Source organism: Lutibacter sp., from assembly GCF_030692605.1.
In the GTDB taxonomy this organism is placed as follows: Bacteria; Bacteroidota; Bacteroidia; order Flavobacteriales; family Flavobacteriaceae; genus Lutibacter.
Window position 1 is genome coordinate 16,076 of sequence record NZ_JAUYUD010000059.1, and the last position, 12,205, is coordinate 28,280.

Annotated in this window: 9 protein-coding genes; 6 read left to right on the top strand and 3 right to left on the bottom strand. The window is 31.1% G+C overall.

Annotated elements, in window-relative coordinates:
* Window position 1 precedes the first annotated feature (1 nt).
* On the top strand, window positions 2-2,245 hold the full coding sequence (locus Q8S45_RS05595) for a TonB-dependent receptor (protein ID WP_305602060.1): 2,244 nt from the start codon (window positions 2-4) through the stop codon (window positions 2,243-2,245).
* Window positions 2,246-2,343: 98 nt separating this feature from the next.
* Here the strand turns inward: Q8S45_RS05595 and Q8S45_RS05600 are convergent, their stop codons facing one another.
* Genes Q8S45_RS05600 through Q8S45_RS05610 form a run of 3 tightly spaced genes read right to left on the bottom strand, consistent with a single transcriptional unit; the run spans window position 2,344 to window position 6,033 of the window.
* Window positions 2,344-4,245: a pyruvate carboxylase subunit B gene (locus Q8S45_RS05600; protein ID WP_305602063.1), complete on the bottom strand. Its 1,902-nt coding sequence runs from the start codon at window positions 4,243-4,245 to the stop codon at window positions 2,344-2,346.
* A gap of 36 nt (window positions 4,246-4,281) precedes the next feature.
* Window positions 4,282-4,464, bottom strand: coding sequence for a hypothetical protein (locus Q8S45_RS05605; protein WP_305602066.1), 183 nt, complete (start codon window positions 4,462-4,464; stop codon window positions 4,282-4,284).
* Window positions 4,465-4,476: 12 nt separating this feature from the next.
* Window positions 4,477-6,033: an acyl-CoA carboxylase subunit beta gene (locus Q8S45_RS05610; protein WP_305602069.1), complete on the bottom strand. Its 1,557-nt coding sequence runs from the start codon at window positions 6,031-6,033 to the stop codon at window positions 4,477-4,479.
* A 735-nt stretch (window positions 6,034-6,768) separates the two neighbouring features.
* On the opposite strand from Q8S45_RS05610, the gene Q8S45_RS05615 reads away from it, so the two are divergent.
* The 5 genes from Q8S45_RS05615 to Q8S45_RS05635 are packed head-to-tail and all read left to right on the top strand — an operon-like array spanning window position 6,769 to window position 12,095.
* Window positions 6,769-8,487 carry an NAD(P)H-dependent oxidoreductase subunit E gene (locus tag Q8S45_RS05615; RefSeq protein ID WP_305602072.1) on the top strand — a complete coding sequence of 573 codons (1,719 nt, stop codon included), beginning with the start codon at window positions 6,769-6,771 and terminating at the stop codon, window positions 8,485-8,487.
* A 60-nt stretch (window positions 8,488-8,547) separates the two neighbouring features.
* A complete protein-coding gene (locus Q8S45_RS05620) occupies window positions 8,548-9,810 on the top strand; it encodes a 2Fe-2S iron-sulfur cluster-binding protein (protein ID WP_305602075.1) in 1,263 nt (420 codons plus the stop codon).
* A 19-nt stretch (window positions 9,811-9,829) separates the two neighbouring features.
* Window positions 9,830-11,281, top strand: a complete 1,452-nt coding sequence (locus Q8S45_RS05625; protein WP_305602078.1) for a Ni/Fe hydrogenase subunit alpha — start codon at window positions 9,830-9,832, stop codon at window positions 11,279-11,281.
* Window positions 11,265-11,717 (top strand): hydrogenase maturation protease, encoded by a 453-nt coding sequence (locus Q8S45_RS05630; RefSeq protein WP_305602081.1) that lies wholly within the window; start codon window positions 11,265-11,267, stop codon window positions 11,715-11,717. Before Q8S45_RS05625 ends, Q8S45_RS05630 begins: the two co-directional genes overlap by 17 nt.
* 24 nt (window positions 11,718-11,741) lie before the next feature.
* Entirely contained in the window at window positions 11,742-12,095 is a 354-nt protein-coding gene (locus Q8S45_RS05635; protein WP_305602083.1) for a SulP family inorganic anion transporter, read from the top strand.
* Window positions 12,096-12,205 lie beyond the last annotated feature (110 nt).

Genomic DNA, 12,205 nt, shown 5'->3' on the forward strand with positions numbered 1-12,205 from the left:
AATGAAAAAATATTTAACAATCCTATTTGTAGGATTATCTATTTGCGTAACTGCCCAAAATAAATTATCTGGAACAATTACAAATTCTCAAAATCAACTATTACAAGGTGTTGAAGTATATATCGAAGAACTTCAAAAAGGCACCACTACGAACGAAATGGGTAAATTTGAACTCATAAATTTACCCAAGCAAGTTAAGTTGAGTTTCTCGTTTATGGGCTTTGAGACTCAAATAATACATTTTAATTTTATAGAAAAATATTCAGATTTATCAATAATTTTAAAAGAGTCTATTTTTAACATGGATGAAGTAATTATTTCAACTCCTTTCAATAAATTACAATCTGAAAATGTAATGAAAGTTGATCGAGTTTCTATACAACAACTTCAAAACAACGGTGCCACAACCTTAATTGAAGGAATTAGCTCTATACCTGGTGTATCCCAGGTTTCTACTGGTTCTGGAATTGGAAAACCTGTTATTAGAGGTTTGAGAGGGAATAGAGTTTTGGTTTATACCCAAGGAATTAGACTCGAAAATCAACAATATGGAGATGAACATGGCTTAGGAGTTGATGATAATAGCGTTGAAAGTATTGAAGTTATAAAAGGGCCTGCATCCCTTTTATATGGGTCAGATGCTTTAGGAGGGATTTTATATTTTAATCCCTTAAGATTTGCAGATGATAATTCATTTAATTTAAATATTAATCAAGGTTATCAATCAAATACTTTAGGACACGAAACTGCAGTGGGAATAAAACAATCGTATAACAAATGGAAATTTTTAGTAAATGGTGCTCATAATTCGCATAGCGATTATCAGATTCCCTCTAAAGATAGAATAACAAATACGCGTTTCACAGAAACTATTTTTAATGCTGGTGCTGGCTATTCATCCAATTTTATAGCGAGTACACTTCGTTTTAATTATAATACTACTAAAGTTGGAATTCCAGAAGAAGTAGAAATCCAAAGTTCGAGTAAAACACCGCTATTTCCTTATCAAGATTTAAACAATAAACTGGCTAGTTTAAACACGCTTATATTTTTGCCAAATTCTAAAATTGCAACAATCTTTGGTTATACAGTAAACGATAGAAAAGAATTTGAAGAGCATCAAGATGAAGATGAGAATGAGCACCTTGAAGAATTTATTGAGCCTGCTATGCAATTAAAACTTAACACCTTTAGTTATGACATAAAGTGGTATGCTCCTAAATTTAAAAAAATCGAAACTATTGTTGGTATTCAAGGGTTAAATCAAAAAAACACTAATTATGGTGAAGAAATTTTAATTCCAAATGCTACAACCAACGATTTTGGAGTTTTTACCACCGGAACACTTTCTTGGAATAACAATAGTTTTTTGGCTGGACTAAGATTAGATTCAAGAGCTATAAAATCTGAGGCTCATGTAATAATTCACAACGATGAAGAAGAAGTTTTTGAAGCAATTGATAAATCATATACAAATTTTACAAGCTCTTTAGGTTTAAAAACATTACTTTTTAAATCAATTACAACCCGATTAAATCTTGCTTCTGGTTTTAGAGCTCCTAATTTAGCCGAGTTAACTTCAAACGGAATTCATCACGGCACCAATCGTTATGAAATTGGAAATAACACTCTTAAAAGTGAACAAAACGTACAATATGATGTAGCTTTAGAGTATAATTCTGATCACTTAGAGTTATTTGCAAACGGTTTTTACAATCAAATAGATAACTATATTTTTATTTCACCAACTGGAGAACTAGAAGATGGTGCTAATGTTTATGAATTTATACAAGATAATGCAAAATTATATGGTGGCGAATTTGGATTACATTTACACCCTCATCCATTTGACTGGTTACATCTTTATAGTAGTTTTGAATTTGTTATTGGAAAGCAAAATAATGGAAATTACCTACCATTAATACCTGCGCATAAACTTACTAACATGTTAAAATCTGAATTTAATTATAAAAATTGGTTGAAGAATGGTTTTGCTTCTCTCACTTTAGAAAGTCATTTAGATCAAACCAAAATTAGTGAGTTTGAGACCTCAACTAATAATTACAATATTGTTTCTATTGGCACCGGTGGAACTATAAAATTAAGAGATGTTAAGTTCGACATTTCACTTAATATAAATAACTTATTAAACAAAGAATACGTCTCTCATTTATCCAGATTAAAAATGGAAGGAATTCAAAATATGGGACGAAATTTTATGGCTAGTTTAAAATTGAATATATAGCTTTCTAGAATTCAATTAGATATAATTAAAAAGGTGCTTGAATTTAAAAATTTCAAGCACCTTAAACTTAATTAATTCAAAATATTAAGTAATCTCATTTATTCAATTAAAAAGAGAACATCTCCTTTAGAAATAGCATCTCCTGATTCATATTTAATACCAGAAAGAACACCATCTTTATTCGCTTCAAAATTATTCATCATTTTCATTGCCTCAAGAACCACAATAATTTCACCAGCCTTTACGGTATCACCATTTTGTTTTTTGAACTCTACAATCATTCCTGGTATTGGTGCTAACACAGCACCTTCAACATTGTTTTCTTTGGCTTCTTTTTTCTTTTTCTTTTTAGAACGCCCCATTCCATTCACTACTGGAATAGCCACATTAAACTTCTCACCATCTACTATAACTTCCATTTCGTGCATTGGTCCATCATATGTTGTTCCTCCTGCTTTTAATTCACCAGATAATGCCTTTGCAACTAATTCTTGTTCTTTATAAACATCATCCATAGTTTTAGGCTTAACATCGGCTGGAATTTCTTCCAAACCATATTTCCATTTTAAAAATCTTTTCCCAGTTACAGGATACAGGGCTACAATTAATTCATCATCAATATCCTTAGCTAAATCACTAAATTTTTCTTTAACAGCTGCCATTTCTGGTTCTAAAATACTACCTGGTCTAGCTTCTATATGTTGTTCACCTCTCGGGTAATCTTTTAATGCTTTTTTTCTTAATTCTTCATTTATTGGCAATGTAGTTTTCCCATATAAACCGTAGCAAAGATCTTTTACTTCTTCAGTAATTCTAGAATATTCACCTTCATAAGTATCAAACAAAACATTATTAACTGTCTGTACACCAACTATTTGACTCGTAGGTGTTACCAATGGAATTTGCCCTAAATCTTTTCTAACTTTAGGCAACATTCTAAATACTTCATCCAATTTATCTAACGAATCCATCGCTTTTAATTGATTAACCAAGTTAGACAACATTCCACCTGGTGTTTGATGCATAATAACATCTGTATCAATTATAGAATATTTTGGATTATTAGCTAAGTGTAAATATTTAGGAATTGATTCTTCCATTTGAGCACTAATTTTAGTCAATTTTTTTATATCTAAACCTGTATCTCTATTTGTTCCTAATAATGAAATAACCAATGGTTCAATAGCTGGATGTGATGTTCTGTATGCATAAGGAGACATACACGTATCAATAATATCAACACCCGCTTCTATAGCTTTAAAAAGTGCTAAATCTCCCATACCTGATGTAAAATGAGTATGAAGATTTAACGGTATGTTTGTTATTTTCTTAAGTTCTACTATTAAATTATAAATATCATAAGGAGCAATTAAACCAGCCATATCCTTTATACAAATAGAATCTACCCCAAAATCAATTAGCTCTTTAGCTTTATTAATGTAATAGTTAATATTATATATGTCTCCACCCATTCTAGGCTCCGTTAATGTATAACAAATAGTACCTTGAAAATGCATTTTATTTCTTTTAACCACTTTGGCAGCGGTTTCAAAATTTCTGTAATCGTTTAAGGCATCAAAGCATCTAAAAATATCAATTCCATTATCACAAGATCTTTGAACAAAATTTTCCACAACATCATCAGCATAGTTTCTATAACCTACTATATTCTGACCTCTCAACAACATGAAAAAAGGTGTTTTGGGCATATATTTTTTTAAAGTTCTTAATCGTTCCCATGGATCTTCACCTAAATAGCGATGCATGGTGTCAAATGTTGCACCTCCCCAAGTTTCTAACGCGTGAAACCCAATTTCATCCATTTGCTCGGCAAGTGGAATCATGTCTTCTGTTCTACCTCTTGTTGCAAATAAAGATTGGTGTCCATCTCGAAAACTTAAATCTTGAATTTTAATTGGATTTTCAGCTTTTATTCTGTTAGGACTATAATCTATTGGAGTCATTTTTAGTACCCCGTGTTTATCAAATTCCATTGCCATATTCAGTCTGTTTTATTTATATTTTTGTATAAAATATTAAAGATTTTTAATTCCTGGTGATTTCCCTCTTCTAAGCATCATTTCGGTATCATTCATAGTTCTACTTATTCCCATTTTACTCCAATTATCTTGTAATAATTCCGATGAATTCATTTCCGTTTGAAAATAATAGCTTACTGCTATTGCTCCTGCCCTTTTTCTTTTTTCTGATAAAGTCATTTTAACCATTTTTTATAAAGGAATATTTCCATGTTTTTTAGGAGGAAGAATTTCTGTTTTTGATGATAAAGCCTCCAAAGCCACAACCAGTCTTTCTCTAGTTTCGCTAGGCAATATTACCTCATCTATATATCCCCTTTCGGCTGCTAAATATGGTATGCTAAATGCAGTTTCATATTCATCAATTTTTTCTTGAGTTTTGGCTACTTTATCTTGAGATTCGCTTATTTCTTTTTTATAACTAGATATCACTTCCACAGCACCTTTTGCGCCCATTACTGCAATTTCTGCAGTTGGCCAAGCAAATACCATATCAGCTCCCAAATGTTTTGAACTCATTGCTAAATAAGCTCCTCCATAATCCTTTCTAACAACTACGGTCAATTTTGGAACAGTAGCTTCTGAATAACTCCACAATAATTTTGCACCGTGTCTAATTATTCCACCCCATTCCTGATTTAAACCTGGTAAATAACCTGGAACATCAACAAACGTAATTAATGGAATATTAAAAGCATCGCATGTTCTTATAAATCTACCTATTTTATCTGAAGCATCTATATCTAAACAGCCTGCTAAATACATAGGCTGGTTGGCAATTATACCAACAGATCTATTATTTAACCTCCCAAAACCAACAATACAGTTTTCGGCAAAATATTCATGAACTTCAAAAAACTCACCTCCATCTAAAACTTCTTCAATAACAAGTTTCATATCATAAGGAACTTTAGAATCATCAGGAATTAAAGAATCTAATAACTCACAAGATCTTTTCATGTCATCTCCCATATGTATCACTGGAACAGATTCCATGTTATTATTTGGCAGATAATCTAATAATTCTCTAATTTGTTCAATACATTCCGTATCATTTTCACAAGCAAAATGTGCATTTCCACTTTTTGAATTATGAACCATAGCACCTCCTAAATCTTCAAAAGTTGTTTCTTCACCGGTAACAGTTTTAATAACGTACGGACTCGTAATAAACATGTGACTTGTTTTTTTAACCATAAAAACAAAGTCGGTCATAGCAGGTGAATACACCGCTCCACCAGCACAAGGTCCCATAATAGCCGAAATTTGAGGAACCACACCAGAAGCTCGAGAATTTCTAAAGAAAATATCACCATACCCTTTTAATGCATCAACACCTTCTTCAACTCTTGCTCCTCCAGAATCATTTAATCCAATGATAGGCGCGCCCACTTTTATTGCCAAATCCATAATTTTACAAATTTTGGCCGCGTTCATTTCACCCAAAGAACCACCAATAGAAGTGAAATCTTGAGAATAAGCAAATACTGTTCTTCCATTAACTAATCCATAACCAACAATTACTCCATCTGACTCAATTTCAACATGTTCCATTCCAAAATTGGTAGATCTATGTTTTACAAAAGCATCTATTTCATAAAAACTACCTTCATCAAACAATAAGTTTAAACGCTCGCGAGCAGATAGTTTCCCTTTTTCGTTCTGTTTCGCAATTCTTGCTTCTCCACCCATTTGTAAAACTTTTTCACGACGTGCTTTTAAATAGGCTATTTTTTCAACAACTTTCATATGTAAATTTTATATTTTTTCATTCAAAATTTAAGTGTTCTTTTCCTGTATCAAATGTAACAATAGCATTTATAAATTAAGCTGATTTCTGTCATTTTATTTTAATTTTTAAAAATTCATCAAATCAATAAAATGATGAAATATTGATTATTTATTAATAAATAGGTTTATTTTTAAATTAAATTAGTGAAATAGTTAATATAACCGTTTTATATTATGAATTTAATAAAAGCATTTTTCACTCATTTTGTTTGAAAAATTAAAAAATGAGTATTACCAAATATTGAAAATTTGAAATTATTTTACTTAAAAAAATGAGCTTTACAACGTTTTCGAAGTACTTAAAAAAGAACTTTTTCATGCTTTAAAAAATTTCTCCAAAAAAAGAGAAAAACGACTTGTTTTGCACAAAAAAAACATAAAATTCTAATAAAATGACCAACACAAAGTAAAAACTTGTTTCCAAATTAATTTAAATGTTTAAAATGAAGTTACATAAAATATTGCTTTTTCCATTTCATTAAAATTATTAGTTAAATACACACATTTTCGAAATTGCTATTGCCGAACACTTTAATACGTTCAAAAGTTTCATTTTCAATTAAATATGATTTTTTATAAATAATTATTTGAAAATTATCATTTCTAATGAATTATTTATAAAAATTATTTGTGTTGAATTACAGCCATTTAAAATGGTAAATTTAGGTGTCATTTCACTTAAATTTAAAACATATGCAACGTACTGATCTTTTAAATCGACTTTGGGAGTTTCAAAATAAATTTGGCTTTATTTCAGATATCGCTGTTGCAGAAATTGCTCAAGAATTAAAGGTATCAAAAATTGAAATTGAAGGTGTTATTTCATTCTACCACTTCTTTCACAGGCAACCAACTGGAAAATATATTATCTATTTAAACAATAGTATTGTCTCAGAATTTAAAGGGTTTCAAGAAGTTAAAGCTGCTTTTGAATTTGAAACAGGCTGCACCTTTGGAAAATATGGTCAAAGTCAATTATTTTCTCTTTTTGAAACTTCATGTATTGGATTAAGCGACCAAGAATGTACAGCACTTATTAACTTTTATCCAGTTACCCATCTCTCCACAGATAAAGTTAGAACAATTGTAAATCAATTAAAAATAGGTATAAGCCCAAATATTATTGCAAATAATGTGGCAAGTTTAGTGCAGCATATCCCTCCACAAAACAAATCTGTTTTTTTCAAAAACTATAGTATTGGAAATTCCCTTAAAAATCTTAAAAATAAATCCCCACAATTTATTTTAGATGAGCTTAAAAAGGTGGAATTGGCTGGTAAAGGCGGTGCATTTTTCCCTACAGCCCAAAAATGGGAAATTAGCAAAAATGCCACTAATGCAGAAAAAGTAGTTATTTGTAATGCTGATGAAGGTGAGCCTGGGACTTTTAAAGATAAAACTATTATAGAAAATTTACCTGGTTTAATTATTGAAGGAATGATACTTGCTGCCTATGTTACTGGTGCCACAACAGGTTTTATTTATTTGCGAGCTGAGTACAAATATTTACAATCTAAATTAGAAAATGCAATTATTGATTTTTACCAACATAACCTTTTAGGTGTCAATTGTTGTGAAATTAAACATTTTAATTTCGATCTTCAACTTCAAATTGGGGCTGGAGCCTATGTTTGTGGTGCTGAAACGGCTTTAATTGAATCTTTAGAAGGTTATAGAGGAGAACCCAGACTTAGAGTTCAATATCCTACAGAAAATGGTTATTTAGGAAGTTCAACAATTGTTAATAATGTTGAAACATTTGCAAAAGCCTCGCGGATTATTGAATTCGGATCCGATTATATTTTAAGCATAGGGACAGAAAAAAGTAAGGGAACTAAAATTATTTGTATTTCGGGCGACGTAGCAAAACCTGGGATTTATGAAATTGAATGGGGAACCACTTTAAGAGAATTATTACGTTTAAGTCAGGCTACTGCTCCGTATTTTATACAAAGTAGCGGCCCTTCTGGAGATTGTTTAAACGAATCTGATTTTGACAGAAAAATATGTAAAGAAGATTTACTTTGTGGAGGATCTTTAATGATTTTTAATAGAACAAGAAGTATTTTACAAATATTAGAGAATTATATCAAGTTCTTTTTAGATGAATCTTGCGGTTCTTGTACGTCCTGTAGAGTTGGAAATCAAATTTTACTCGCAAAAATTGAAAAATTGAAAAAAGGTATTTGTACAACACAGGATTTAAATGAAATTATTGAATGGGGAACTATCATGAAAAAAACAAGTCGATGTGGTTTAGGCCAATTCTCATCCAATACTTTTATTCAATCTATCTCCAAATTTGAAAATTATTTTAATGTTATTGTAACAAGCTGTACTGATAATTGTAATGTGGAATTTGATATGGAAAATGCTGTGTTCGATTATGATCAGCTGATTAAAAAGACATAAATCCAGTAAAACAAAAATTATAAATTTTTAAAATAATTGCAAATTTTAAAATCAAAGTATATGCAAAATATATCATTTTATATAGATGGAAGGCTTTGCACCGCCGATAAAGGACTAAACTTAATAGAAGCAGCAAAGAGAAATGGAATTTTTATACCAACACTTTGTCACTTTAAACATCTAAATCCGCTTGGAAGTTGCAGAGTTTGTTCTGTAAATTTAAACGGCAATGGAATTGCAGGCTGCACGGTTTTTGTAGAAGAAGGAATGAATATTGAAGTTAATACTCCTGAATTATTAGATAACCGAAAAGCAATTTTGGAAATGATGTTTGTTGAAGGTAATCATTTCTGCCCATCATGCGAAAAAAGTGGTGACTGTCAAATGCAAAATTTAGGTTATGAAACAGGTATCAGATACACTCGATTTCCGCATTTATTCGTAGATAGGCTTGTAGATGCCCGACCAGAAAGAATTGTAGTTAATCAAAACAGGTGCATTAAATGCAAACGATGCATTGAAGAGATTGTAACTAATGACGGTTACAAAGTTTTTAATTTTACCAATAAAGGGAAAAAAACCACTGTTTCTATAGATTACGAGCAAGAAGCAAAATTAACAGCAGCTCAAGCTGAATATGCTATGCAAATCTGTCCAACAGGGTCCATATTGGTTAAAGGTAAAACGTTTAGCAAACCTTTTGGGAATCGCATTTTTGACCAAGGTGCTGAAGGAAAAACTGTTCCGTTTAATAAAGTGAATATGAACATTACCAAAGGCCGAAAAATGCGTATAGCAACTACTTCACTTGCCGGTTGTTTTGGTTGTCACATGTCTTTATTAGATATAGATTTAGGCATTTTAGATATTATAGAAGTTGTTGAATTTCATAAATCACCATTAACAGATATTAAAAAATTCACCGAAAGGTGTGATATTGGTTTGGTTGAAGGAGGCTGTTGCAATACTGATAATATTGAAGTTTTACGCGAATTTCGAAAAAATTGTGATGTTTTAGTTTCTGTTGGAGAATGTGCCATTTGGGGAGGAGTTCCGGCTATTAGAAATACCATTCCATTAGAAGAATGTTTAAGAGAAGCCTATTTAGATTCTTTAACAAGTGAAGGTAATGCAACTGTTATTCCCAACCATGAAGACATTCCTAAAATATTAAATAAAGTATACTCCAATCACGAAGTAGTAAAAATTGATTATCATATTCCCGGCTGCCCACCAAACGCAAATCACATATGGAGTGTCGTAAAAAATATCTTATTTGAAGAAGAATATTCTATTAATTACCCCGAATTCAAATATGATTAATGCCTAAATAATTAAAAACATGAACCCAAGAAAAATAGTAATAGAACCTGTAACTCGTGTTGAAGGACATGGAAAAGTAACTATTAAATTAGATGATAAAGGGAAAGTAACTGATGCCTTTTTACATATTGTAGAATTTAGAGGATTTGAAAAATTTATTCAAGGTCATCCCTATTGGGAAGCACCTGTATTGGTACAAAGGTTATGCGGTATTTGTCCTGTAAGTCATCACTTAGCTGCGGCAAAAGCTATTGACCAATTAGTAGGTATCGATCCTGAAAATTTATCACCCACTGCAACCAAATTGCGAAAATTATTACATTTTGGTCAAGTTTTTCAATCCCACGCACTGCATTTTTTCTATTTAGCTTCACCAGACTTATTATTTGGTATAAATGCTCCTGCAGAAAAAAGAAATATTGTTGCCGTTGCCACGGAAAATCGAGAATTAGCAAAAAAAGGAATTTTAATGCGAAAATTTGGTCAAGAGATTATTAAAGCATTAGCCGGCAAAAAAATACATGGAATTTTAGCTGTTCCTGGAGGGGTTCATAAATCTTTGACCAAAGAAGAATGTGACTATTTTTTAGATGGCAAACATATTCCTAACGTAGATACTATGATTGAATGGACCAAAGAGGTTATCGATTTTATGAAAACCTATCATTTAGATAATTCCCAATGGATTGATAATTTCGCAGCGTATCCATCAAATCATTTAAGTTTAGTAAATAAAGAAGATGGCTCATTAGAATTATATGACGGCAGATTACGTTCTGTTGATTTTCAAGGAAACGAATTATTAAATATTGAAGATATTGAGTATCGATATCATTTCAAGGAAGCAGTTGAATCTTGGTCGTACCTTAAATTTCCATATATGATTAAATACGGGCGAGAAAATGGATGGAACAGAGTTGGACCATTGGCTCGTATGAACACAAGTACCAAAATTAACACACCATTTGCTGAAATAGAACGTCAGATATTTAAATCTTACACTCAAAATAAACCAAATAATATGACAATGCACACGCATTGGGCAAGGTTAATTGAAATGTTATATTGCGCTGAAATTATGAAAGAATTATTGGTTGATTCAGATATTATTGGTACAGATTTAGTTCGAAAAGGAATTCCACGTAACAAAGGAATTGGTATTATTGAAGCTCCTAGAGGTACTCTTATCCACGAATATCATACAGATGATAAGGGTCTAATTACTAAGTGTAATTTAATTGTTTCAACAACGCATAATAATGAAGCTATGAACCGCGGGGTTCGTGCAGTAGCGCAAAGTGTTTTAAGTGAAAAACCAGAAATTACTGAACCTATGCTTAACCAAGTTGAAATGGCTATTAGGGCTTATGATCCATGTTTAAGTTGCGCAACACACGCACTTGGTCAAATGCCACTTATTGTAAAACTAGAAGATGCAAATGGAACTATAATTGATGAAAAAACTAGATAATACCCTTATAATTGGAATTGGAAATAACACGCGCCAAGACGATGGTCTTGGATGGTGCTTTATAGATGAATTGGAAAAAATTTGCTTTAATAACGATCATTTATTACAAAAATATCAATTAATGGTTGAAGATGCGGATTTAATAGTTACCTATGAAAATGTAATTTTTGTTGATGCTTCAAAAAATGAAATTAAAAATGGATTTAGCATTGAACAAATTTTTCCAGCAAAAGAATTTGCATTTTCTACACATTCAATTCCTCCAGATCAAGTTTTAAATCTATGTAAAATAGTCTATAACAAAACCCCCAAAGCTTATCTTATTGCCATTGAAGGATATGAATGGGATATAAAAATTGGGTTATCTAAAAGAGCCTTTATAAATTTAATTAATGCAAAAAACCATTTTTTAAATTTTATAAAAGGTATTTATTAATTTAGAATAATTAATTTGATAAATATGAATAGTGAGTTTACCCCAAAGTTGTTTTCATTAATAAAAAAGGGAATTTCTAAAGAAACAATTTCTAAAGATATTCTTTCAGGTATAATTGTTGGTATTGTCGCGCTACCTTTATCCATTGCTTTTGCAATTGCTTCAGGTGTTTCCCCTGAAAAAGGGTTGATTACAGCTATTGTGGCTGGAATTATAATTTCAACTTTTGGTGGTAGTCGAGTTCAAATTGGAGGGCCTACAGGAGCATTTATTGTAATTGTTTATGGTATTGTTCAAGAATATGGAGTTAATGGCCTTACAATTGCTACACTAATGGCTGGTTTTATAATTATTAACCCGACGGCATTATATCTATAATTATCAAGCTGCATATTGAATATCTTTATGATTGAAATATTTTTGAACTCTATCTGGATTTTGAACTAACATTTGCATATGGTTTTCTAAATTTTCTTTAAGTTTTTCAT

Coding starts and splice junctions, on each gene's coding strand:
- Q8S45_RS05595 (WP_305602060.1), top strand. CDS start 2: ATGAAAAAATATTTAACAATCCTATTTGTAGGATTATCTATTTGCGTA.
- Q8S45_RS05600 (WP_305602063.1), bottom strand. CDS start 4,245: ATGGCAATGGAATTTGATAAACACGGGGTACTAAAAATGACTCCAATA.
- Q8S45_RS05605 (WP_305602066.1), bottom strand. CDS start 4,464: ATGACTTTATCAGAAAAAAGAAAAAGGGCAGGAGCAATAGCAGTAAGC.
- Q8S45_RS05610 (WP_305602069.1), bottom strand. CDS start 6,033: ATGAAAGTTGTTGAAAAAATAGCCTATTTAAAAGCACGTCGTGAAAAA.
- Q8S45_RS05615 (WP_305602072.1), top strand. CDS start 6,769: ATGCAACGTACTGATCTTTTAAATCGACTTTGGGAGTTTCAAAATAAA.
- Q8S45_RS05620 (WP_305602075.1), top strand. CDS start 8,548: ATGCAAAATATATCATTTTATATAGATGGAAGGCTTTGCACCGCCGAT.
- Q8S45_RS05625 (WP_305602078.1), top strand. CDS start 9,830: ATGAACCCAAGAAAAATAGTAATAGAACCTGTAACTCGTGTTGAAGGA.
- Q8S45_RS05630 (WP_305602081.1), top strand. CDS start 11,265: ATGAAAAAACTAGATAATACCCTTATAATTGGAATTGGAAATAACACG.
- Q8S45_RS05635 (WP_305602083.1), top strand. CDS start 11,742: ATGAATAGTGAGTTTACCCCAAAGTTGTTTTCATTAATAAAAAAGGGA.